General features: G+C 65.8%; 19 protein-coding genes. 11 read left to right on the forward strand and 8 right to left on the reverse strand.

Annotation, left to right across the window (positions count from 1 at the left end; all coding sequences use genetic code 11):
- Positions 1 to 76 precede the first annotated feature (76 nt).
- The 4 genes from U0C82_RS14020 to U0C82_RS14035 all read left to right on the forward strand — a co-directional run bounded on the left by U0C82_RS14020 (position 77) and on the right by U0C82_RS14035 (position 3792).
- Positions 77 to 1273, forward strand: coding sequence for a phosphoglycerate kinase (locus U0C82_RS14020; protein ID WP_322187777.1), 1197 nt, complete (start codon positions 77 to 79; stop codon positions 1271 to 1273).
- On the forward strand, positions 1270 to 2061 hold the full coding sequence (locus U0C82_RS14025; RefSeq protein ID WP_322187778.1) for an SGNH/GDSL hydrolase family protein: 792 nt from the start codon (positions 1270 to 1272) through the stop codon (positions 2059 to 2061). Before U0C82_RS14020 ends, U0C82_RS14025 begins: the two co-directional genes overlap by 4 nt.
- Before the next feature lie 263 nt (positions 2062 to 2324).
- Entirely contained in the window at positions 2325 to 3143 is an 819-nt protein-coding gene (locus U0C82_RS14030; RefSeq protein WP_322187779.1) for a DUF6030 family protein, read from the forward strand.
- A gap of 355 nt (positions 3144 to 3498) precedes the next feature.
- Positions 3499 to 3792, forward strand: a complete 294-nt coding sequence (locus U0C82_RS14035) for a hypothetical protein (RefSeq protein ID WP_322187780.1) — start codon at positions 3499 to 3501, stop codon at positions 3790 to 3792.
- 33 nt (positions 3793 to 3825) lie between these two features.
- Here U0C82_RS14035 and U0C82_RS14040 read toward each other — a convergent pair whose 3' ends face one another.
- Positions 3826 to 4836, reverse strand: coding sequence for a ligase-associated DNA damage response exonuclease (locus U0C82_RS14040; RefSeq protein WP_322187847.1), 1011 nt, complete (start codon positions 4834 to 4836; stop codon positions 3826 to 3828).
- 175 nt (positions 4837 to 5011) lie between these two features.
- Between U0C82_RS14040 and U0C82_RS14045 the strand changes: the two genes are divergently transcribed.
- Together U0C82_RS14045 and U0C82_RS14050 are read left to right on the forward strand one after the other, a co-directional pair.
- Positions 5012 to 6235, forward strand: coding sequence for a GGDEF domain-containing protein (locus U0C82_RS14045; RefSeq protein WP_322187781.1), 1224 nt, complete (start codon positions 5012 to 5014; stop codon positions 6233 to 6235).
- 11 nt (positions 6236 to 6246) lie between these two features.
- Entirely contained in the window at positions 6247 to 6954 is a 708-nt protein-coding gene (locus tag U0C82_RS14050) for a YitT family protein (protein WP_322187782.1), read from the forward strand.
- A gap of 7 nt (positions 6955 to 6961) precedes the next feature.
- Here U0C82_RS14050 and U0C82_RS14055 read toward each other — a convergent pair whose 3' ends face one another.
- Complete coding sequence (locus U0C82_RS14055; RefSeq protein ID WP_322187783.1) at positions 6962 to 8659, reverse strand: mechanosensitive ion channel family protein; 1698 nt, start codon at positions 8657 to 8659, stop codon at positions 6962 to 6964.
- Between the two features lie 199 nt (positions 8660 to 8858).
- Between U0C82_RS14055 and U0C82_RS14060 the strand changes: the two genes are divergently transcribed.
- The 4 genes from U0C82_RS14060 (at position 8859) to U0C82_RS14075 (ending at position 13048) form a co-directional block, all read left to right on the forward strand.
- The gene (locus U0C82_RS14060) at positions 8859 to 11360 is read left to right on the forward strand and encodes a ligase-associated DNA damage response DEXH box helicase (protein ID WP_322187848.1); all 2502 of its coding nucleotides are present in this window, start codon (positions 8859 to 8861) and stop codon (positions 11358 to 11360) included.
- Positions 11361 to 11882: 522 nt separating this feature from the next.
- Entirely contained in the window at positions 11883 to 12170 is a 288-nt protein-coding gene (locus tag U0C82_RS14065) for a GIY-YIG nuclease family protein (RefSeq protein ID WP_322187849.1), read from the forward strand.
- A gap of 293 nt (positions 12171 to 12463) precedes the next feature.
- Positions 12464 to 12745 carry a type II toxin-antitoxin system RelE/ParE family toxin gene (locus U0C82_RS14070; RefSeq protein WP_322187784.1) on the forward strand — a complete coding sequence of 94 codons (282 nt, stop codon included), beginning with the start codon at positions 12464 to 12466 and terminating at the stop codon, positions 12743 to 12745.
- A gap of 15 nt (positions 12746 to 12760) precedes the next feature.
- Positions 12761 to 13048, forward strand: a complete 288-nt coding sequence (locus U0C82_RS14075; protein WP_322187785.1) for a HigA family addiction module antitoxin — start codon at positions 12761 to 12763, stop codon at positions 13046 to 13048.
- Positions 13049 to 13159: 111 nt separating this feature from the next.
- Here U0C82_RS14075 and U0C82_RS14080 read toward each other — a convergent pair whose 3' ends face one another.
- On the reverse strand, positions 13160 to 13990 hold the full coding sequence (locus tag U0C82_RS14080) for a transglutaminase-like domain-containing protein (RefSeq protein ID WP_322187786.1): 831 nt from the start codon (positions 13988 to 13990) through the stop codon (positions 13160 to 13162).
- Between the two features lie 225 nt (positions 13991 to 14215).
- On the opposite strand from U0C82_RS14080, the gene uvrB reads away from it, so the two are divergent.
- Positions 14216 to 17488 (forward strand): excinuclease ABC subunit UvrB, encoded by a 3273-nt coding sequence (gene uvrB, locus U0C82_RS14085; protein WP_416186683.1) that lies wholly within the window; start codon positions 14216 to 14218, stop codon positions 17486 to 17488.
- A 681-nt stretch (positions 17489 to 18169) separates the two neighbouring features.
- Here the strand turns inward: uvrB and U0C82_RS14090 are convergent.
- From U0C82_RS14090 to lepA, 5 genes are all read right to left on the reverse strand, one after another.
- Complete coding sequence (locus U0C82_RS14090) at positions 18170 to 19078, reverse strand: DMT family transporter (RefSeq protein WP_322187788.1); 909 nt, start codon at positions 19076 to 19078, stop codon at positions 18170 to 18172.
- Positions 19075 to 19839 (reverse strand): ABC transporter ATP-binding protein, encoded by a 765-nt coding sequence (locus U0C82_RS14095; protein WP_322187789.1) that lies wholly within the window; start codon positions 19837 to 19839, stop codon positions 19075 to 19077. Before U0C82_RS14095 ends, U0C82_RS14090 begins: the two co-directional genes overlap by 4 nt.
- Entirely contained in the window at positions 19836 to 20831 is a 996-nt protein-coding gene (locus U0C82_RS14100; protein ID WP_472924704.1) for a FecCD family ABC transporter permease, read from the reverse strand. The genes U0C82_RS14095 and U0C82_RS14100 overlap by 4 nt, the downstream gene beginning before the upstream one ends.
- A 41-nt stretch (positions 20832 to 20872) precedes the next feature.
- Positions 20873 to 21880 (reverse strand): ABC transporter substrate-binding protein, encoded by a 1008-nt coding sequence (locus tag U0C82_RS14105; protein ID WP_416186684.1) that lies wholly within the window; start codon positions 21878 to 21880, stop codon positions 20873 to 20875.
- 521 nt (positions 21881 to 22401) lie between these two features.
- Entirely contained in the window at positions 22402 to 24213 is a 1812-nt protein-coding gene (gene lepA / locus U0C82_RS14110) for a translation elongation factor 4 (protein WP_322187792.1), read from the reverse strand.
- Between the last annotated feature and the right edge of the window lie 61 nt (positions 24214 to 24274).

Below are 24274 nucleotides of genomic sequence, written 5' to 3' on the forward strand. Positions count from 1 at the left end.
AACCTGTCTCATGCAGGCGACATAGGATGTCGCAGACTGTTCCCCCAACGACCAATCAGGGCTCGGCACGCTTTTCATGACCTTTCAGTTCAGAACACTCGACGATGCGGACGTCACCGGAAAGCGGGTTCTCCTGCGCGTCGATTTCAACCTTCCGATGAAGGACGGACGCGTCACGGACGCGACGCGCATCGAAAAGGCGCTGCCGACCATTCGCGAACTGTCCGACAAGGGCGCGCGGGTGATCCTCCTTGCCCATTTCGGCCGTCCCAAGGGCAAGCCGAACATGGAGATGTCGCTTCAGCCCATCGCACCGGTGCTCGCCGACCTCCTGGGCAAGCCCGTCGGCTTTGCCGACGATTGCATCGGCCCGGTCGCCGCCGGCATCGTCGAGGCGCTGTCCGACGGCGATGTCGTGCTTCTCGAAAACACCCGCTTCCACGCCGGCGAGGAGACGAACGATCCCGCCTTCTCCGAAAGCCTCGCCTCCCTCGGCGAACTCTATGTGAACGACGCGTTTTCCGCCGCGCACCGCGCCCATGGCTCGACCGAGGGCCTCGCCCACCATCTTCCCGCCTATGCGGGCCGCACCATGCAGGCCGAGATCGAGGCGCTCCAGAAGGGCCTCGAAGCACCGGACAAGCCCGTCATCGCGATCGTCGGCGGCTCCAAGGTCTCCACCAAGATCGACGTCCTGACCAATCTCGTCGGGCGGGTCGACATCCTCGTCATCGGCGGCGGCATGGCCAACACGTTCCTGGCCGCCCAGGGCATCGCCGTCGGCAAGTCGCTGTGCGAACACGATCTGGCCGACACCGCGCGCGCGATCATGGCGCGGGCGCAGGAGACCGGCTGCGAGATCGTCCTGCCGACCGACGCTGTCCTCGCAAGAGGCCTCCGCTCGGGCGCCTCGACCGAAACCGCGCCGATCGACGAGGTGGCCGAGGACATGATGATCCTCGATGCGGGACCGAAATCGCTCGAGACGATCAAGGACCGGATGGACCGTGCCAGGACGCTTGTCTGGAACGGCCCGCTCGGCGCATTCGAGATCGAGCCCTTCGACGAGGCGACGATGGGAGCGGCGCGGCATGCGGCCGAATTGACGCGGGCCGGCAGGCTCGTCTCCATCGCCGGCGGCGGCGATACGGTCGCGGCCTTGAATCAGGCGGGGGTCAGTGACGACTTTACCTATATCTCGATGGCGGGCGGTGCCTTCCTCGAATGGATGGAGGGCAAGGTCTTGCCCGGCGTGGAGGTCCTGAAGGCATGAGCCAGTTGCGCATCGACGATCTTCTGCCGGCGCTGAACGGCTTCGACGCAGGCGGCATCTCGGCGTCCGGCAAGACGGCGCTGATCTCGTGGCTGATGTTCCCGGTCTACATCTGGCAGGGCCTCAAGGCGCGCAAGCAGATCGTGCGCCTCGGCCTTCCGGAAGGCCCGCTCACCGGCACGATCGGGGCCCCGTCGATGGATGCGGCGGACGTTCGCCTGCTGGTCATCGGCGATTCGTGCGCGGCCGGCGTCGGCGTCGACGATATCGGCGATTCCCTCGGCCCCAAGCTGGCCGAGCGGATCTACGCCATCACCGGCAATTCCGTGTTCTGGCGGACGGCCGGCTCCAACTCGGCGGTTTCGGCCGAGGTGCGCGACCATGTCGTGCCGAACCTGGCCCGCGAAGCCTATACCCACATCGTCCTGATGATCGGCACCAACGACGCCAAGAACTTCCATGGCGCGCGCCGGTTCAAGAAGAATTTCGGCACGCTTCTCTATGCGCTGAAGGCCAAGTGGCCCGAGGCCCGCATCATCTGGTCGCCGCCCGTCGACTTCAAGCGCGTGCCCGCTTTGCCGAAGGCGCTCGCGCACGTCCTCGAACTGCGCGCGCGGATCATCCGGCGCACGGGCGCCGATCTGTGCTACGAGCGCGGCGCGTTCGTCTCGACCACGCTTCCGCGCGTTGAGCCGATCGGCTTTTCCAAGGACGGCTTCCACGCCTCGGTCGACGGTTACGTCTACTACGCCAACCATCTCCTGGATTACGTGATTCGCCGGGGCTGAGGAAACGGCGTCCACTCTCGTCAACCTTACCCGAAGCTTGACGCGCGCAGGCTTCGGGGATGGTTTCGCGTTCCCCGCCCATTTGTGGACGAATTTGTTGCCTACCAGCAACAGGGTGCGAACGAAATCGTGCGGGCGGCGGCCATGGCCGCGTCCGGCTTCGATTTCGCCGCAGTTGGGCGCTTCTCATCCTCCTCGACGGGGACAGGTGCGGGGACACGATGGTCAAATTCAGGGACGAAATTGTCAGGGGGCTCTCAAGCATGAACCGATGGAACCAGGCGGATCGCTTTCGCCTGCTCAAGACCCTCGTGGGCGAGCACCGGACGGCAGGTGAACTCGCAAACCGTTTCGTCGCCAGCACGTCCTTCCGTTTCATTCTTCTCGCTGTCGCCATTTCCTGCGTCACCTTCGCGGTGCGCACGAGCGACGCATTCCAGAGCGCGCAGTTCGCCGCCCTGAAGGCCGAAACGAAAGAACGCGTCGCAAGCGCCTCCGACATCACGACCGCCCCTTACCTCCAGGCGACCCAGATGACCGCCGCCGAACCGCGCCTTCTGAAGCCCGTCGCGCTGAAGAGCGCCGACCTTCCGCCGGCCGAGCCCGACGCGCCGGCCGCCGCCGCCGCCGCCGCCGCCGAAGATGACGGGATCGCCGATCCGGTCAGACTCTGCAAAGCGTTCGATGGCGCGAACTGGAACGAAAGCACGCTGTTTTCCGGACAGAAGGAATGCTTCTCGCGCAGCGAGGGCAAGGGTTTCGCCTTGGCGCAGATCGCTCGCGGCACCGCCGGCGATCGCGTCGACACGATCCGCATGAAGCTCGACGTGGAGAGCGACGATGCCAGCGACGAAGCCGGATCGTCCCTCAGCGAGAATCTCGACGAAGCGCTCGAAATCGCCGATATATCCGCCCCCTCCAGCTTCCTGGAAAGCGTTGCCAAGCTCGAATCCGCGCGGGCCGAAGCCGGTGAACTCGCCTTCAAGCTGGAGCAGGAGGTCGGAAGCCCCAACCGGTTCACCCTGATCGTCGAGAAGAAGGAAGACGAGAAGAATCCGATCTTCGTTCAGCTCCGTCCCTGATTCTCTTCTCGACACGCTGCCGATCGTCCCGGGGCCGGTTTCAGGAAGCCTCGCATTCCGTCCCCCAGACGGCGACGTGGCAAAGGGGGCCGATCGTCGAACGGGATTCGCGGCCGCGACACCTGCATGACATCACGGCGCTAACCCTCTGATCGGAAAGCGTCTGATGCCGTCAGCCGCGTCGGGCCCGGGTTCGGCCGCGCAGCACGAACGCGCCCGATGTGGCGATTTGCCCGAAGAATCCGCGCTCAACAATGCTTGATGCCGCTTGTGCCTGCGATTGCCGGCTCCACATCAATGGCCTACGAAGCTGCCAAACTTGCAGCTGCCAACGAACAATGGACGACACAATCATATGGCTGACAAACTGAACGAAACCGATGCCCGCCAGGGTCGCACGGGCAGGCCCATTCTGTTTGTCCTGATCGCCGGCGTGGCGCTGATCGTGATCGGTTACATCGTGGTCGCAAGCATCGGCGTCTCCACCTCGCCCGACGGCAGCAGCCTCGAGGAGACCGAGCAACTGGCGGCCCCCGAAGCGGATGGTGCCGCAGGCGGCGAGGCCGCGACCGGCGAGCTCGTATCCCCGTCCGAAGCGGAGCCAGCCGGCGCCGGCTCCGACGCCAACGCGGTCGACGTTCCCGACTGATCATCGGGTTGAAGTGGAGACGGAGGCGGGATCCTATTCCGCCTCGTCCTCGTAGCCGACAAGGTGGAGTGGTCGGGCCTTGACCCCGGCCAGTTGACACCAGCGCACCAGCGCCTCCTCGCGGCCATGCGTCACCCAGATCTCCTCTGCCTCCACATCGCGGATCGTCTGCGTCAGCTCGTCCCAGTCGGCGTGGTCCGACAGGATGAGCGGCAGTTCGACGCCGCGCTGGCGGGCGCGCTGGCGCACCCGCATCCAGCCGGATGCGAACGACGCCACGGGGTCGGGAAAGCGCCGCGCCCATTTGTCGGCGAAGGCCGAGGGCGTTCCGATGATCAGCGCGCCCGCGAAATCGCCCTTCTTGCCGTTCTCGATCGTCGCGGGCGGGAGCGCGCCGAGGTCGATCCCTTCGCTCTGATAATAGTCGCAGAGTTTCTTCAGCGCGCCGTGAATGTAGATGGGTCGGTCGTGGCCGGCCTCGCGTACATGGCGTATCACCCTCTGGGCCTTGCCGAGCGCATAGGCGCCGACGATGTGGGCCCGCTCCGGAGAGCGCCGCATCGACGCCAGCAGCTTGTCGATCTCGGACGCCGTGTCGGGATGGCGGAACACCGGCAGGGCGAAGGTGGCCTCGGTGATGAAGACATCGCATTTCACCGGCTCGAAGGTCAGGCAGGTCGGGTCCCGACGCCGCTTGTAGTCGCCGCTCGCAACGATCCGCAGCCCCTTCCATTCGACGGCGATCTGCGCCGAGCCGAAGACGTGGCCGGCCGGGTGAAAACTCACGCTCACATCGCCGATCCCCACCGGCCTGCCCAGCTCTGCGATCTGACGCGTCTCGCAAAAATCGTCGCCATACCGGATCGCCATGATGTCGAGCGTCTCGCGCGTCGCCATCACGGCGCGGTTTCCCGGCCGTGCATGGTCCGCATGGCCATGGGTCACGAGCGCCCGGTCCACCTTGCCGACGGGGTCGATGTAGAAGTCGCCGGGCGGGCAATAGAGCCCCTTGGGCGTCGGATGCAGCAGATCGTCGGGTTTCATCCTGACGAAGTAAGGCAAGAACCCGTGCTTTGCCACGCCGTGCCGTCCGCATGCCGGACGGGCGGGCATGCGGCGTATGAGACCCTCCGCCCCGGAAAAGCAGCAGGAATGCACGTTTAACGAACATTTATAAAGTTTGCGTCATGTATTTCAACCATAAGGGGAGCAAAATCACATGAATGCAACTCATCGATTTTACGGCCGCTCGCTGGAGCTCGGCATTCTCACCGAGCTCGTCGACTACATGTTCGCCAGCCTTACCCCGGTCGCCATGTCGGTGCTGTTGTTCACGCTCCTGACAGCCTATGCCGCGACGGGCACCGACGACGACGTTCTCCTGGCGATCGGCCTTGCCGGCATCCTCGCCGGGGTCGTCAGGTGCGCCTATGCCATATCCTACAAGAGAGCGCGTCTCGTCATCCGTTTCCCCGATCGCGGGCAGCTCGAACGGTGGCAGATCCGATATGGCCTTCTGGGTTTTTGCTATCCCATCGCCGTCGGACTGTTTGCCGGCCGCGCCGCCTTCGTCGATCATCCGGTCGTGTTCATGCTCGGCTTCCTGCAGGCCACGACCTTCGCTTTGGGTATCCTGGCCTTTCTGTCGGTAAGGCCGATGATCGCGAATGGGATGTCGTTGACGACCTGTGGCCTTGCAATGGCCATGACATTGATGTCGCCCCACGAGGAACACGCCAAGCTTGCGCCTCTCTACATCATCTGCATGATCGTCTGCCTCAGGTCGTGCAAGCAGCAATATGTCTCGCTTTCGGAGCTCTATCGCACGCGCCTCGTGCTTGCGCGCATCGCCCATGTGGACGGGCTGACCGGCCTTGCCAACCGACGCGCCTTGGACAGCGAGCTGGAGCGGCGAAGCGCGGACGTTGCGTCCGTGCTCTTTCTCGATCTGGACGGGTTCAAGTCCGTCAACGATACGCTCGGACACGAAGCCGGAGACGAGATCCTGAAACAGGTCGCCGACCGGATCCGCGCAAGGCTTTCTCCGGGTGACTTCGCGGCGCGTATCGGCGGCGACGAATTCGTCGTCCTGTGTCGGCATGGCCCGCCGGAAGCTGCGCACGCACTTGGAAAGGTTTTGGACGAAACGATCTCCGGCCACTACGCGATCGGCATGGATCGGGTCGTCCTCGGCGTCAGCGTGGGCATCGCTATCGGCCGAAACTGCGCTTCGAACGACGGCAGGCTGCTTCGCGAGGCCGACAGGGCCATGTATGCGTCCAAACGGGCAAAGCGAGCCTGCGGCGGGGGATTTGCGGCAACGCCGGGCCCGTCGCCCGCTCGGCTGGCGAAGGCCGCCGCATGCGCCGAACCCGCACGAACCCTGCCGCTTTGCCAGATCGTGAATTCCAGACTAGGGTCGCCGTCTCGCAGCGCAGCATAGGGCAAGGCGTCATGGCGGACAGTGTGCCATCCAACTCCGCGACGTCGGACGCCGGTCGGGACACCGGCGTAAAAGCGCCCGCCCCTCGTCCGATCCGCTGGCGGTTCGGCGATTGGCATGCGACCCCCACCCATCACACGCCGATCGAGGATGCGCAGGCGATCCTGACCGGCGTGGTGCTGGCCACGCTCGGTATCGCGATCCTCTCGCATCTCGGCTTTCTGACGAGCGGCGTGGCGGGACTGGCGCTGATCGCCTCCTACGCGTTCGGCATCAATGTCGGGCTCGCCTTCTTCCTCATCAATCTGCCGTTCTACGTCCTTGCGGCGACGCGCATGGGCTTTGCCTTCACCTTCAAGACCTTCCTCGCCGTCGCGCTGCTGTCGATCGCGACCGCGATCCAGCCGGACTATCTCACCTTCGGCACGATCAACCCGGCCATCGGCGCGATGACGGCCGGGCTGCTCCTCGGCTTTGCACTGCTCGCCCTCTTCCGTCACCGCACGAGCCTCGGCGGTGCGGGCATTCTGGCGATCTTCCTTCAGGATACGCTGGGATGGCGCGCCGGGCTGACACAGCTCGGCATCGACCTCGTGATCCTCGGCCTTGCCTTCTTCGTCGTCGACGGCGTGTCGGTGCTCTACTCGATCCTCGGCGCGATCTGCCTCAATGCGTTTCTGGCGATCAACCACCGGACGGACCGGTACCTGGCGCGCTGAACGCCTCTCAGCCTTCGGCGCCCTGCATGTTCTCACCGATCTTCACCTCGCGCTCGCGGGGGAAGTAGGCCGCCTTGCCGCCCGGTTCCCCGCCTGCGGTGTCTTCCAGTCGCGCAGCCGAGGCCAGCAGATGCTCGCGCATGCGGCATTGCATGTTCCAGCCCCTGATGGGATCGGGAGCCGGGGCGACGAAGCGGACCAGCATGCCTGTCGCATCATGACCAACGACCTGGACCTTGGTTTCCGACTTGTCGGTGATGTCTTCCTCGTCCTTGACGAACGCCTCGAACGCCTCGCGCAGCGCATCCACGTCGGCCCGGTGATCGAGCCGCAATTCCACCAGCTTGACGATGGTCGGGTCCTGCTTCGACCAGTTCTCGAACGTGTTGGAGACGAGTTCCGACACCGGGATGATCAGCCGGCGTTCGTCCCAGCTGCGCACCTGCACATGGGTGAACTTGATCTTCTCCACATAGCACCAGTTGCCCTGCCACAGGATCGCGTCGCCGATGCGGGCGGTCTTGGCGATGGCGATCTGCAGGCTCGCCATGATGTCCGCCAGGAGCGTGCGCGCGGCGAAGGCGAGAATGAGGCCGATCACGCCGGCCGAGGCCAGCAGCGAGAAGCCGAGGGTCTGCGCGGCGTTGGTCTGGATCAGGATCAGCGCGCCGCCCACCAGGATTGCGACGACCACGGCCATGCGCCGGATGGCGGAGATGTTGGTGTACAGATCGCGGGTGTCGGCATCCTCGTTCTCGGTCAGGTCCTCCATGTTCCGCGCGACGAGACGCTCAAGAATGGCGTCGACGATGCGGACCGCGATGAGTGCGAGGGCGGTGACGAAGAGCAGCGTCTGGAGCGGTCCGAGAAACTGGCTGACCGGGCCCGAAAAGGTGAACAGGAACCCCTTCACGAGCGAGAAGACGCCGACGAAGGCCAGAAGCGCGATCGGCACCTGCACCGCGTCGAGAATTTCGCGGACGATGCGGCGGACCTTGCGGCGCTTGACGCGGGCGACGCTCTTGTAGGCGACGCCCCCGGCGCCCAGCGCCAGAAGGAACACCAGCGGCAGCGCGATCACCTCCCACCATTTCAACGTCCAGAAGGCCGGCGCGCGCAGGACCTCCGGCATCGCCTGCTCGAGCCGCGAGGGCCCGTAGATCTCGTACAGCGCGTTGATGTTCGCGACGGTTTCGGACGAGAACACCCAGACCGGCTCGCCGTCCTCCGGCTTGAGCCGCTCGATGCGGATCGAGACGGGACGGTTCTGAAGCTCCAGGACCCCGAGCCGGATATTGCGGCGTGTCTCCCCGGCCATCGGGTTCTTCGACGAGGACATCGCTTCCAGCGCATCGGGCCGGTCGGAATAATCGTTCCAGTCGATGGACATGCCGCGCTGGATCACCTCGAAGAGCCGCTCGGTGAGAAACGGCGCGACATCGCTCCGGATCTCCGGCGCGACGCCGTTCAGGTTGAGCGTATACATGGCACGGCCCCAGTCCTCGTCCTGGCCCGCGAACCAGAACGTCTCCATCATGGCCTGCGGGGTGTCGCGATCGACGAAGGGCGGTGTCGGCGGCAGGCCTTCATTGAGGCTGTCGACCTCGAACCAGCGCGTCGCAGGTCCCGAATCCGATTGGGCGCCGGCCGACATGCCGGACACGACAAGGCATGCCAGGGCCATGGCGATGGTCAAAAGCCGCATTCACGTCTCCCGTCTGGCGGCGTGTCTGGCGATACGCCGCATCATTTGCCCGGCGCGCGCATCAAAAGCGCGCGCAGCAGGCGACAAAGTCCCTCGTCAGACACACATTGGACAGGCTGGCCACAAGTCCACGCCAGACGTCCGGCCAAGAACAGGACTTTTCAGACCCTTGAACGACCGTTTCGCCCCGCCTGCCCCAATGAATGCCGACGCGGCGACCGCGTCCTTCGTGCTGCCCAAGGCGTTCACCGACTGGTTCGATCGCAACGGCTGGGCGCCGCGCCCCCATCAATTGGACCTCATCGCGCGCGCGCAGGACGGGCGATCGGTGCTTCTCATCGCGCCCACCGGCGCTGGCAAGACGCTGGCCGGCTTCCTGCCCGCGCTGGTCGATCTTGCGGGCTTGACGCCGCGCAGGCCCGGCACGCGCGCCCGCGGCGTCCACACGCTCTACATCTCGCCTTTGAAGGCGCTTGCCACCGACATTCGCCGCAATCTGGAACGGCCGGTGGAGGAGATGGGCCTGCGCGTGACGCTGGAAACCCGCACGGGCGACACCAGCCAGGCCAAGCGCCAGCGCCAGAAGCTGAAACCGCCCGACATTCTCCTGACGACGCCGGAGCAGCTTGCCCTCCTCATCGCCGGCAAGGACGCGCGGGACTTCTTCGCGGACTTGAAATATGTCGTCTTCGACGAGCTCCACGCCCTCGTCACCTCCAAGCGCGGCCATCTCCTGGCACTGGGGCTCGCGCGCCTGCGCAAGCTCGCGCCGGGGCTGCAGACCGTCGGCCTCTCGGCCACCGTCTCGCAGCCGGCCGAGCTCTGCCGCTGGCTCGTGCCCCAGGTCCAGGGCGCCGACGCGCAGGCCGACCTCATCGAGGTGTCGGGCGGCGCCAAGCCCGACATCGCGATCCTGGAGAGCGAGGCCCGCGTGCCCTGGCAGGGCCATACCTGCCTTTATGCCATGGGCGAGATCTACGAGGCGGTGAAGGCCCACCGCACCGTGCTGCTGTTCGTCAACACGCGCTTCCAGGCCGAGCTTCTGTTCCAGGAGCTGTGGAAGATTAACGAGGACACGCTGCCCATCGCGCTCCATCACGGCTCGCTCGACGTCGCCCAGCGCCGGCGCGTGGAAGCGGCGATGGCGCGCAACGCGCTGCGCGCGGTGGTCGCCACCTCGACCCTCGACCTCGGCATCGACTGGGGCGACGTGGATCTCGTCGTGCATGTGGGCGCGCCCAAGGGCGCCTCGCGCCTCGCCCAGCGCATCGGCCGCGCCAATCACCGCATGGACGAGCCGTCGAAGGCGATCCTCGTGCCGTCCAACCGCTTCGAGGTGATGGAGTGCCAGGCCGCGCTCAACGCCAACTATCTGGGCGACCAGGACACGCCCCCCTTGCGCGAGGGCGCGCTGGACGTTCTTGCCCAGCACGTGCTCGGCATGGCGGTCGCCGAACCGTTTCACGCCGACGCGCTCTACGACGAGATCGTCACCGCCGCCCCCTACGCCTCCCTTGCATGGGAAACCTTCGAGCAGATCGTCGATTTCGTCGCCACCGGCGGCTACGCCCTGCGCGTCTACGAGCGCTACGCCCGCATCCGCCGCACCGAGGACGGCACCTGGCGCATCACCCATCCCCGCATCGCGCAGGCCTACCGGATGAATGCCGGCACCATCGTCGAGGCCCTCTCCCTCGACGTGCGGCTCGTGAAGAAGCGCACCAAAAGCACCATCCAGCGCGGCGGCTTCATTCTCGGCAAGATCGAGGAGGCCTTCCTCGAGACCCTCGGGCCGAAGGACACCTTCCTCTTCGGCGGCGAGGTCCTGCGCTTCGAGGGCATCTTCGAGACCAGCTGCCTCGTCACGCGCGCGCCGGGCACCGAACCGAAGGTGCCCTATTGGGGCGGCTCGAAATTTCCCCTCACAACCTTCCTGGCCGGCGAGGTGCGCGCCATGCTCGCCGACCCCGCCCGCTGGTCGCAGCTGCCCGAGCAGGTCGGCCAGTGGCTGGCGCTGCAGGCGCAGAAATCGGTGATCCCCGGCCCGCAGGACCTTCTGGTCGAGACCTTCCCGCGCGGACCCCATTTCTTCATGGTGCTCTACCCGTTCGAGGGCCGCATCGCGCACCAGACCCTCGGCATGCTGCTCACCCGCCGGCTGGAGCGCGCCCGCGCCAAGCCGCTCGGCTTCGTCGCCACCGACTACGCCATCTCGATCTGGGGCAAGGCGGACATGGGCGCGATGATCCGGGACGGACGCATCGCGCTCGACGATCTCTTCGACGAGGACATGCTCGGCGACGATCTGGAAGCCTGGATGGGCGATTCATGGCTCTTGAAGCGCACCTTCCGCCAGTGCGCGGTGATCGCCCAGCTCGTCCAGCGCAACCAGCCGGGGCAGGAGAAGACCGGGCGCCAGGTGACGGTGTCCACCGACCTCGTCTACGACGTGCTGCGCGCCCACGAGCCGGACCACATCCTCCTGAAGGCGACCTGGGCCGACGCCGCCTCCGGCCTTCTCGACGTCGCCCGCGTCTCCGACCTCCTCGCCCGCATCAAGCACCACATCGTCCACAAGCCCCTCGACAAGATCTCCCCGCTGGCCGTCCCCGTCATGCTCGAAGCCGGGCGCGAACGCGTCGAGGGGGAAGCACGCGACGAGGTGTTCGAAGAGGCGATGGTCCGGGAGGCGTTGGGGTGAGGTGCGCGACCGAAGCCTGAGGCCGCGTTCCGCTTTTTCGGTTTCGCCTTCCGCCTCTGAGCAGAAATCCATTCCGGTAGCCGGTCATCCCTTCGAGGATGGCCGGCGCACGAGCGAAGACGCCGATGGCGAAGAGGAATGGATCCCGGGTCGAGCCCGGGATGACGAAGGTTCGGAAGGCCTATCAGCAATACGCCATTGCCTTCATGGCGTGCGTTTTGCAATCTTCGACAATGACCGGTTTCGTCTACATCATGGCCAGCAGGAAGGGCGGCACGCTCTACAAACCAGATTTGTGCCGGGAGATTCCAGCGCAAATCCCCGCGCCCTCGTCATCCCGGCCTCCGAGCCGGGATCCATTCCTGTGGACCATCCTCGCTGACGTCGTTGACGAGGGCGCCACCATACTTGCCCAGAGGCAAGAGGTATGGATCCCGGATCAAGTCCGGGATGACGAAGGTTCGGAAGGCCTATCAGCAATACGCCATTGCCTTCATGGCGTGCATTTTGCAATCTTCGACAATGACCGGTTTCGTCTACATCATGGCCAGCAGGAAGGGCGGCACGCTCTACACCGGCGTCACCTCCGATCTCTCGCGCCGTGTCCATGAACACAAGAACGACCTGACACCAGGCTTTACCAGCCGTTACGGGGTCAAGCGGCTCGTCTGGTACGAAGAGCATTTCGATATCCGCGACGCGATCTCGCGGGAAAAGACGATCAAGCGGTGGCCGCGCCGGTGGAAGATCGACCTGATCGAGGCGATCAATCCCGACTGGACGGAGCTTTATCGTGGGATTGGCTGGTAGGGCATTGCGGACGTCTGCTCCCTGCGGTCGTCGAGACGAATGACCGGCCTCTCCCCCCTCGTCATCCCGGCCTCTCCCCCCTCGTCATCCCGGCCTCTCCCCCCTCGTCATCCCGGCCTCTCCCCCTCGTCATCCCGGCCTCCGAGCCGGGATCCATTCCGGCAGCCGGTCATCCCGTCGAGGGCGGTGGCCACGGAAACGAGCCGCCGATAGGACCATCGACTGTAACGTCTTGCAGCATATAACGCAGCACGTTATATTGCTCAGTGAAAACGACGTCGGCGGTGCATCGCATGATCCGCAGCTTCCACGACAAGCAGGCCGAGACGATCGCGCGGGGGAAGATCGCTCGGAAATTGCCGGGTGATATGCAGCGAACTGCCTTGAAAACGCTTCGTCAACTCGATGCAGCCGCGGTCCTCGACGATGTGCGTATCCCGCCCGGAAATCGTCTGGAAGCGCTGCAGGGTGACCGTTCGGGCCAGTACAGCATCCGGATCAACGACCAATGGCGCATCTGCTTTCGGTGGGACGGTGGGCACGCGGACGATGTCGAGATCGTCGATTATCACTGAGGCGAGGAGGCAAGCATGAACGAACTCATCACGAACGTGCATCCGGGCGAAATTCTGCTTGAAGACTTTCTGGAGCCCATGGGATTGACGAAGAACGCGTTGGCCACAGCCATCGGTGTCCCGGCCACCCGGATCGGCGATCTGACGCGCGGCCGCCGTGCCATCACCGCCGACACCGACCTCCGGCTTTCCCGCTATTTCGGAACGTCCGAAGGCTACTGGCTCCGCCTGCAGAACGCGTTCGATCTGGAGGAAGCCCGGCGACAGGGCAAGTATCAGGCGATTCAGCCGAGAGCGGCGTAGACATCGCTCGGCGGCATGCGCAACGCTACTCGAACCGTCGGCGCGCAACCACGGGTCCGGCTCACGGTTCTCAAGCCGGGGGACGCGCGCCTTTCGGTCCAAGGCCCGCCCCTAGCGCCAGCCCGCCGCGCCCTGCTCCGGCACCTCTTCGCACCAGACCTTGAACCCTGTGAGGGTGTTCGGGCCGAAGGTGTGGGTGAGCGGGACGTCGGAGGCGTCGCGGCCGATGGCGATGAGGATGCGGCCCCAGCGCGGGGCATTGTTGCGCGGGTCGAAGGTCCACCAGCGGCCGGAGAGATAGACCTCCATCCAGGCGCAGAAATCCTGCTCGCCCCAGGGCTGGGGCAGGTTCACGTCGCTGATGTAGCCGGTGCAGTAGCGCGTCGGAATGTTCAGCGCGCGGCAGAAGGCGACGGCCAGATGGGTGTAGTCGCGGCACACGCCGATGCCTTCGTTGTAGGTTTCGGCGGCGGTGCGCGTCGCGCGGGCCTGCATGTAGTCGAAATGGATGTGGTTGTGCACGAAATTGCAGACCGCCTGCACCTTGTCCCAGCCGGTCTCGATATGGCCGAACAGCCGCCAGGCCTCGTCCGACAGAAGGTCCGTCTCGCAATAGCGGCTGCCCAGAAGATAGACCATCACGTCGGAGGGCAGCTCCTCCACCGGGTGCTGGTAGGCGCCGTAGCCCACCGGGTCGGCATGGCCGTCATCGTGGATCACCGTGTCGGTGCCGATGGTGAAGGTGCCCTGGGGGCCGACGAGCCGGTTGATCCAGTTGCCGAAGCTGTCGCGATAGCTCGTTACCGGAACATAGGGGTTGGTGTGCAGGTAATCAGGCCTCTCGAGCCGTCCGGCCTTGGAGAAGTGGACGTTGAGATTGACGATCATCGGCGTCGGCTGGGCCAGCTGGTAGGTGAGCTGGCAACCGAGATGGATGCGCATGGCAAAAACTTTCGACGAAGGGCATGGCCCCGCACCTCGAGGTCGGGTGCGGATCGATACGGCGTCCATCGGCTATACCGCGACAAGCTTTCGTGAGGCAAATCGGCCAGGTTGCCGCCTGCCCCGCCAAGGTGGCCGTGCGCGGCGGCGCGAGGCGCGGGAGAACCGCCGACCGGACGTAGAGCCGCGCTTCAAATCCCGCCGGTCCTCCTCTATATCGCAAGGATGGCTTCAAGACCCCGCAAGACCCCGCCGCGCCAACCGAAATCCGCCGAGCCCGACGGCGGGGAAGACGTGTTCGACCCCACGGCTCCGGCACGGCGCGGGACCAAGGCGGACGCGCCGAAGGCCGCGGAGCCGTCGGGGTTCGGCGAAGCCCCCCAGGCCGCGTTCGACGCGTCGGAGGCCTTTTCCGGGCCGATCGGCTCCTGGGCCGAGGCGATCGCGAAGACCACCGAAACCCGCGCCGAGCGCGCGGCGGACGCCGATCAGGACCCAGGGCAAGCCGGCGAACAGCCGAAGACATCCGCCGAGGACGCAACCGTCGATCATGCAAGGACCGGTGCCGCGAGCGAAGCGAGACAGGGCCGAACTTCCGCCGCGCAGCCAGCCCGCCCCGGCGGAGCCAAGGCACGCAGTGGCGGCAGCGCGAGCTCGAAGGATCCAAAACCCGCCCGCACCGCGCGCGGCACCTCCATGGGCGCGACCTCCGACCCGCGGGAGCGCGCCGCCGCCGGCCTCAACCCGGTCGCGGGCATGGACGTCTCGCTGGAGGATGCCAAGAGCCTGCCCGAAGGCGGCGTCACCGCCACCGTCGAAGCCCTCACCCGACTAATCTCGGAAGGCAACCCGCTCATCAAGAACGGCGAGGTCTGGCTGCCCCACCGCCCGCCGCGGCCCGACAAGTCCGAGGGCGGCGTGCCGTTCCGCATCGCGTCCGACTACACGCCGAAGGGCGACCAGCCGACCGCGATCCGGGATCTCGTCGCCGGCATTTCCGACCGGGACAAGACCCAGACGCTGCTCGGGGTCACCGGTTCGGGCAAGACCTTCACCGTCGCCAACGTGATCGAGGAAACCCAGCGCCCGGCGCTGATCCTCGCGCCCAACAAGACGCTGGCCGCCCAGCTCTACGGCGAGTTCAAGGCGTTCTTCCCCGACAATGCGGTCGAGTACTTCGTCTCCTATTACGACTATTACCAGCCCGAAGCCTACGTGCCGCGCTCCGACACCTTCATCGAGAAGGAATCCTCGATCAACGAGCAGATCGACCGGATGCGCCATGCCGCGACCCGCGCGCTCTTGGAGCGCGACGACGTCATCATCGTCGCCTCGGTGTCCTGCATCTACGGTATCGGTTCGGTCGAGACCTATACGGCGATGACGTTCCAGATGGCGGTGGGCGACCGGCTGGACCAGCGCCAGCTTCTCGCCGATCTCGTCGCCCAGCAGTACAAGCGCCGGGACATGGATTTCCAGCGCGGCTCCTTCCGCGTGCGCGGCGATACGATCGAGATCTTTCCCGCCCATCTGGAGGATGCCGCCTGGCGCATCTCCATGTTCGGCGACGAGATCGAGAGCATCCAAGAGTTCGACCCGCTGACGGGCAGGAAGACGGACGATCTGAAGAGCGTCAAGATCTACGCCAATTCGCACTATGTGACGCCGCGCCCGACGCTGAACCAGGCGGTGAAATCCATCAAGGAGGAGCTGCGCCACCGGCTGGTGGAGCTGGAAAAGGCCGGGCGGCTTCTGGAAGCCCAAAGGCTGGAACAGCGCACGCGCTTCGACATCGAGATGATCGAGGCCACCGGCTCCTGCCCCGGCATCGAGAACTATTCGCGCTATCTGACCGGCCGCCAGCCCGGCCATCCGCCGCCGACCCTGTTCGAATATCTGCCCGACAACGCCCTTGTCTTTATCGATGAGAGCCATGTCACCGTGCCGCAGATCGGCGCCATGTATCGCGGCGACTTCCGGCGCAAGGCGACGCTGGCCGAATACGGCTTCCGCCTGCCCTCCTGCATGGACAACCGCCCCCTTCGCTTCGAGGAGTGGGACGCCATGCGGCCGCAGACGGTCGCGGTATCGGCGACGCCGTCCAAGTGGGAGATGGAAGAATCCGGCGGCGTCTTCGCCGAGCAGGTCATCCGTCCCACCGGCCTCACCGATCCGCCGGTGGAGATTCGCCCCGCCCGCACCCAGGTCGACGATCTTCTCGGCGAAATCCGCGAGACCGTGGACAAGGGCTACCGCGTGCTCGTCACCGTCCTCACCAAGCGCATGGCCGAGGACCTCACCGAATATCTGCACGAGCAGGGCGTCAAGGTCCGCTACATGCATTCGGACATCGACACGCTGGAGCGCATCGAGATCATCCGCGACCTGCGCCTCGGCGCGTTCGACGTTCTCGTCGGCATCAACCTGTTGCGCGAGGGGCTGGACATTCCCGAATGCGGGCTCGTCGCCATCCTCGACGCCGACAAGGAGGGTTTCCTGCGTTCGGAAACCTCGCTGATCCAGACCATCGGCCGCGCCGCGCGCAATATCGACGGCAAGGTGATCCTCTATGCCGACAACAAGACCGGCTCGATGGAGCGCGCCATCGCCGAGACCGATCGGCGCCGCGAGAAGCAGGAAGCCTACAACGCCGCGAACGGCATCACGCCGCAATCGGTGAAGGCCAGGATCGCCGATATTCTCGACAGCTATTACGAGAAGGACCATGTGCGCGTCGATGTCGGCAGCGCGGGTGCCGGCGAAGGCGCCTATGTGGGCAACAATCTGCGCGCCCATATCGAGCATCTGGAAAAGGAGATGCGCGTCTCCGCCGCCGATCTCGACTTCGAGAAGGCCGCGCGCCTGCGCGACGAGATCAAGAAGCTGCAGGCCAAGGAGCTGGAATTCGGCGGCGATGCCGGCGGTTCGGCCTCCAAAGGCGGGAGGAGCAAGGGCAACGCCGTCGACGACGCCGATCCGCTGACCGCGGCCATTGCGCTCGAGGAGGAGAGCATGTCCCCCGCCTCCGGCCGGTCGAAATACAACAAGAAAGCCAAGCGCGATCGCGGCCCGGTCGGCGGCGAACGCTTCGGCCCGCGCGGCGAACCGCTGAAACCGCGCGGCGAAGGCCGGGTCGACCCCCCACCCTCGCTCTTCCGCAAGCCGTCATTGGATGACATGGGACCCGGCACGGACGCCGTGAAACCCGCAGGCCGCCCCGCCGCCGCTGACCGGGACGCCGGCCCGGACGGGTCGCTGTTCCGCAAGAACTCGCTCGACGAGATGACCGTCGGCCGCACGGAAAAGCCGACCGGCAAGCCCGTGCCGAAGAAGCCGGACCCGTCCCCGGCGGCCCTGCGTGCACCCTCGAAGCCCGACTCCACCAATGACGCAGCCCCGATCCGCCGCGAACGGATCGGGCGGGGAAGTTACGAGGATGAAGGGGATGAGAAGCGGCGGAAGCGGCGGCCGAGCAAGACCGGACGGCCGGGCCGGTGAACACGGACGATGACCGCAACCCGGCACCCCATTCTCGCGGCCTGCAGGCATGGCGGATCGCGGCTGCGCCCCGCACCGCATCGAGGCCGATATCTTCGCCCTGCAGACGCCGGTCGGCTGCGTTCACGGCTCTTGCCGGGTTCCTGGTCAGCGCGCAGGCCTGGTCGTTCGAAGCGACCGATGGGGTTTCGATACAACCGTTCGAGCCGGGCTCGGGCGCAACCGGCAGCTTGTCATCCCTCGACGGGATCGGGAATTCGGAGCATTTGGGCGACCCGAGCCCATTGAGCCTCGATCGCCTGAAGGCGACGCGGGAGAGACCGCTTTTCGTTCCGAGCCGCCGGCCGCCAGCCGAGATGCGCGTGCCCGAACCGCCGCCGCCGGCCCCGGTCGTCGCACCTTCGCCGCCTTCGCCTCCGTCCGCCGCGCTTTTCGGGATCGTTCTGGGGCCGGGCGATGAACGCGCGATCGTCCGGATGTCCGAAGGCGATCCCTCTCGTTCCCTGCGCATTGGCGAGACCATCGAGGGCTGGACATTGATCAGGGTGGAGCCCCGCGCCGCCGTGTTCGGTCTGGGCGACAGACGCGCGACCCTTACGCTACCCGAACCGGACAGGCCCGCGACGCGATCGCGACCGGACCCTTGAGACATGAGCTGGCGCTCCGGTTCCGGACCTTGGTTCAGCGGACCCTTTGTCCCTTCGGCAGGGAGACGAGGGAGCCGGCAAGGATCAGGGGCAAGGCGACGAAGAACGCCCAGTCCGGAACCTCCGCGAAGAACAGGGCACCGGCGGCGGCGGCCCACAGGATCGACAGATATTCGAATGGTGCAAGCGCCGTGGCCTCTGCATGGCGGAAGGACAGCGTCATCAGGATATGCGCGATCCCGCCGGCAAGGCCCGAGCCGAGCAGCAGCGCCGCCTCGCGGGAGCCCGGCACGATCCAGCCGAACGGCAGCGTCGCCAGCCCCGTCACGGCCGAGACGACGGCAAACCAGAATGCGATCGCGCCGGCACTTTCGCCGGCGAGGGTCAGGCGGCGAACCTGAATCAGGGCGCCGGCCGTGAGGACCGCCGTCGCCAGCCCCAGCAGGAAGCCGGGAAGCGCGCCTTGGGAGAGGGTCCCCGAAAGTGCGGGCAGGCAGAAGGCCACGCCGCCGCAAAGACCGAGCAGGATACCGCCGAACCGTCGCATGCCGAGCCGTTCTCCCAAAAGCCCCCACCCCAGAAGCGCCAGCATCACGGGGGCGAGATAGGACAGAAGCGTCGCTTCCGCGAGCGGAAGCAGGTGGATCGTCGCGAAGGCGGTGAACATCGCGCAGGCTCCGAGAAGCGAACGCCAGAGATGCCCGAACGGACGGCGCGTGGCCAGACCGTGCGGGAAACCGCTGCTCCACCACAAGAAGAGCACCAGGGGCAGAAGCGCCACCGCCGAGCGGAAGAACACGATCTGTCCCAGCGGCACCGAGCCGCCCAGGGCCTTGATGCAAACGCCCATCACGGCGAAAGCGAACGTGGAGCCGACGCGCAGCCAGACGCCGAGAGCCTCGCCCGCTGCCGGAAGGCGGAACGCTCCGCGCTTGCCGCTCAAAGGCTGCAGAACCGGATGTGCGGCCGGCCGGACCCCGAAAGCTCGATCACCTCCGCCTCGATGCGGAAGACCTGTCTGAGCAGGGCCTGGTTCAGCACCGCGGCCGGCGGCCCGCATGCCACCAGCGCGCCCTCCTGCATCACCACGATCCTGTCGCAGAACATGGCGGCGAGGTTCAGGTCGTGCAGCGCCACGATGCTTGTCACGTCGAGGTCGCGCACCATGCGCAGGATCTCGATCTGGTGGTGGATGTCGAGATGGTTGGTCGGCTCGTCGAGGAATAGGATCGTGGGCGACTGCGCCAGTGCCCGTGCGATGTGGACCCGCTGGCGTTCGCCGCCCGACAGCGTCTGCCAGGCCTGCGCGCGTCGCCCGTGCATGTCGACTTGCGCCAGAGCGGCCGATACGGCAGCCTCGTCGGCGGACGACCAGCCACCCAGCGCGGAGCGGTGCGGGGTGCGGCCCAGCCGGACCACGTCGCGAACGGACACGTTGGTATCGGTTGCCGCGTTCTGCTGCACGAACGCGACCTCGCGCGCCAGGTTGCGGCGCGAGACCCGCGCGACGTCCCGGCCGTTGATTTCCACCCGTCCCGAGCGAGGGCGCTTCAACCCCGAAAGCAGGCGCAGGAGCGAGGACTTGCCCGATCCGTTCGGACCGATCAGCCCGAGCGTCTCGCCGCCGCACACGGACAGGGAGACATCGCGCACGATGGTCTTCGGGCCCACGCCCCAGATGAGATTGCTGGCGACGATCGTCATGTCTTTGGCCGTGAACGATAGAGGATGAGGGCGAAGAACGGGACGCCGACAAGCGCGGTGACGACGCCGATCGGCACGGTCTGCTGGGTGACGACGATACGCGAGACGATATCCGCCAGAACCATGAAGACCGCCCCGACCGCCGCGCAGGCGGGCAGCAGGCGCAGATGCGTCGGCCCGACGACGTAACGGGCCGCATGGGGCACGACGAGACCGACGAAGCCGATGGCGCCGACCATGCTGACGATCGTCGCCGTGATCATGGCGGTGACGGCGAACAACACCAGCCGAATGCGCGCCACCGGAACGCCGAGCGCCGCCGCATCCTCGTCGCCGAAGGTGAAGGCGTCGAGCGCGCGGGCCATCCACAGGCAGATGGCGAGCCCCAGCACCACCACTCCGATGAGAAGCTGGAAATCGGGCCAGCGCACGCCGCCGAAACTGCCGAGCAGCCAGAACATGACGTCGCGTGCCTGCTGGGCGTTGCCGGAGGTGGTGACGATGTAGGAGGTCAGGGCGTTGAAGAGCTGTGCGGCCGCGACCCCGGCGAGGATCGTATGGTTGGGTCCGCTCGTTGCGCCGTTGGAAAGGACGGCGACGACGGCGAAGGCGGCGAAGGCGCCGGCGAAGGCCCCCATCGAAAGCGACAGGCCGCCCGCCCCGATGCCGAGGACGATCACGCAGACCGCCCCGGTCGAAGCGCCGGCGGAGACGCCGAGGACGAAAGGTTCGGCCAGGGCGTTGCGCAGCAGCGCCTGAAGGATGGCACCGCAGAGCGCGAGGCCGGCGCCGGCAAGCGCGGCCACCAGCGCGCGGCTCAGCCGCAGATCCCAGATCACGCTCTCCTGGATCGGCGGAATGTCGGCATCGGTCAGGCCGAACCCGTTGGTGATCGCAAGGACCACCGTGCCGAGCCCGATACTGTAATCGCCGATGGCGGTCGCCAGAGCGACCGCGAAGCCGAGCGCCACGATGAACAGGACCAGGAACAGGACGAGCCCACCGGCCCCTCGTTCCGCTTCCCTCGGTGTCGTCACGGCAGATCGAGGGTCCGCAACTGCTCGGCGACCTGCTCGGCGCCGTAAAGCGTGCGGATGCTCGGGTTCATCGCCGCGCCGCTCATCACCACGATCCGCCCGGCCTTCACGGCCTCCATCTGGCTGACGGTCGGATCGGAAGTCAGATAGGCGATCTTCGCGTCCGCATTGTCCAGTTCCCAGCGGTCGCGGTCCACCTGAGAGGCGACGAAGATGGTGGGGTCGGCGGCCATGATCCCTTCCCAGCCGAGCGTCGGCCATTCGGCCTCGGTCTTCACCGCGTTCGATCCGCCCAGAATGTCGGCGATATAGCCGGACGGCCCGTTGCCACCGCCCAGATAGGCGTCGTCCGCAGGCGACGGGCTGGAGAACCAGAACAGGAAGGTCAGGTCCTCCCGGTCACCGAACTCGGCGCGCAGGGCGGCCTCGCGTGCCTTGAAATCCTCGATCAGGGCCTGTCCGCGGCCCGCCACGTCGAAGATCCGCGCAAGATCCTCGATCTCCTTGTAGAGGAGGTCCATGGTCCACAAATCGCCGCGGCTGCCATAGGCATCGTTGGCGTCCAGCGTCGTGGAGCAGGCGCTCGGCGACAGATAGGTCGGAACGCCGAGACGTTCGAAATCTTCGCGCTTGGCGACCTTGCTGTCCGGCCCCATCAGCGTCGTCAGCATCGAGGCGACGAAATCGGGCTGCTTCGACAGGACCGCCTCGAGCGTCGGGAATTCGACGGTCAGCACCTCTACCGTCTCGTTGGCGGCCGCGAGTTCGGGCAAAACCTTGTTCGGCCAGAACGCGGTGGCGGCCATCCGGTCCTCCAGCCCCAGCAGCAGCATGACCTCGGCGCTGTTCTGTCCGAGCGCGACGGCGCGTTCGGGCGCCTTGTCGAAGACGACCGCCTGCCCGCAATTCTCGATCGTCAGCGGGTAGCTCGTCGGCTCGGCCAGCACCGGGGTGCAAAGCGCCAGGGCAAAACCACAGGTGGCGACAAGACTTCTGTTCAGCATGTCCATATCCATCGTCCGAGAAGGAAATTTCCCCTTCCGTATTGCGGCGCCATGTCGAAAACAAGAGCTCAACGCTCAAGATTTCACCGCAGATCGAACGACCAAGCAGCGGACGCGCCGGAAAAGCTTTGACCCGCCGCCAGCAGTTCGGCCTTCGGGATTTGAGGGATCGGATGGATCTTGAACCGTACAGGGCCGGATATGCATCTTTTGCAGATGGATTCGTATGGCTTGAACTCGCTAACAGGTCTACCACCGAAAAATTGGTCTTTCATGCCATGCCAACGAAGCCTCAGCCCGCGAGCATCATCAGCGCGACGGGGAGCGCTGCGAGCATGAAGGCGGCGGTGATGCCGAGATTGGGTGAGCGCTTGAATTTCTGCATGTCGGATGTTCCCCTCTCCGGTTGGTATGGATACCGGGAGGGTGGGCGAGCAGGCTGAACGAAACGTTAATGCGACCGTTCAAACACACGTGTTCCGCCGCTGGTTGACAGGCAATCGGGTGCAAACGGCGCGCGGTCAGCTATCCATCTTGAGGGCGGCGATGAAGGCTTCCTGCGGGATTTCCACCTTGCCGAACTGGCGCATGCGCTTCTTGCCCTCCTTCTGCTTGTCGAGGAGCTTGCGCTTGCGGGTGGCGTCGCCGCCATAGCACTTGGCCGTCACGTCCTTGCGGAGCGCCGAGATGGTTTCGCGGGCGATCACCTTGCCGCCGATGGCGGCCTGGATCGGGATCTTGAACAGATGGTTGGGGATCAGCTCCTTCAGCTTCTCGCACATGATCCGGCCGCGCTTCTCGGCCTGGGCGCGGTGCACCAGCATGGACAGCGCGTCCACCGGCTCGGCATTGACGAGAATGCCCATCTTGACGAGATCGCCCTCGCGATAGTCGACCATCTGGTAATCGAAGGAGGCATAGCCCTTCGAGATCGACTTCAACCGGTCGTAGAAGTCGAACACGACCTCGTTGAGCGGCAGCTCGTAGGAGACGAGCGCGCGCTTGCCGACATAGGACAGGTCCACCTGAATGCCGCGCCGCTCCTGGCACAGCTGCAGGATCGGCCCGAGATAGTCGTCGGGCGTCAGGATCGTCGCCTTGATCCAGGGCTCGGCGATATGGTCGATCTTGACCACGTCCGGCATGTCGGCCGGATTGTGCAGCTGGATGAGATCGCCGTTCGTCATCCGGATATCGTAGACCACCGAGGGGGCGGTCGCGATCAGGTCGAGGTCGAACTCGCGGCTGAGGCGCTCCTGGACGATCTCGAGATGCAAGAGCCCGAGAAAGCCGCAGCGGAAGCCGAAGCCGAGGGCGGCGGAGGATTCCATCTCGTAGCTGAACGATGCGTCGTTGAGGCGCAATTTGCCCATGGCGGCGCGCAGATCGTCGAAATCGGCGGCATCGACCGGGAAAAGGCCGCAGAACACGACGGGCTGCGCCGGCTTGAAGCCCGGCAGCATGGTCGCGGTCTGGCGCTTGTCCTCGGTGATCGTATCGCCGACGCGGGTATCGGCGACCTCCTTGATGGAGGCGGTGATGAATCCGAGCTCGCCGGGGCCGAGCGCGTCGACCTGGACCATCTTGGGGGTGAAGACGCCGACCCGGTCCACCGGATATTTCACGTCCGTGCCCATCATGCGGATGATCTGGCCCTTCTTCAGCTCGCCGTCGATGATGCGGACGAGGACGATGACGCCGAGATAGGCATCGTACCAGCTGTCGACGAGCATCGCCTTCAGCGGCGCTGCGCGATCGCCTTCCTTGGGCGCCGGAAGGCGCGTGACGATGGCCTCCAGCACGTCCTCGATGCCGAGGCCGGACTTGGCCGAGATCATCACCGCGTCCGACGCATCGATGCCGATGACGTCCTCGATCTGCTCCTTCACCTTGTCGGGCTCGGCGGCGGGCAGGTCGATCTTGTTGAGGACCGGGACGATGTCAAGATTGTTGTCGAGGGCGAGATAGACGTTGGCGAGCGTCTGCGCCTCCACCCCTTGCGCGGCATCCACCACCAGCAGCGCGCCCTCGCAGGCCGCGAGCGAGCGCGAGACCTCGTAGGCGAAGTCGACGTGGCCCGGCGTGTCGATGAGGTTGAGGACGTAGGTCTCGCCGTCCTTGGCGGTATAGTGCAGGCGCACGGTCTGCGCCTTGATGGTGATGCCGCGCTCGCGCTCGATATCCATGCTGTCGAGCACTTGCTCTTTCATGTCACGGACTTCGAGGCCGCCCGTGCTCTGGATCAGACGGTCGGCAAGGGTCGATTTCCCGTGGTCGATATGGGCGACGATCGAGAAATTGCGGATGCGCGAAAGCGGTGTGTTGGCGGGCATGGTGCTCATGCCGCCCGATATAGAGTTTTGAACAATTTTATGGAAGCGGGGTCGCTTGCGG

It is taken from the genome of Fulvimarina uroteuthidis, from assembly GCF_034321785.1.
Classification (GTDB): Bacteria; Pseudomonadota; Alphaproteobacteria; order Rhizobiales; family Rhizobiaceae; genus Fulvimarina; species Fulvimarina uroteuthidis.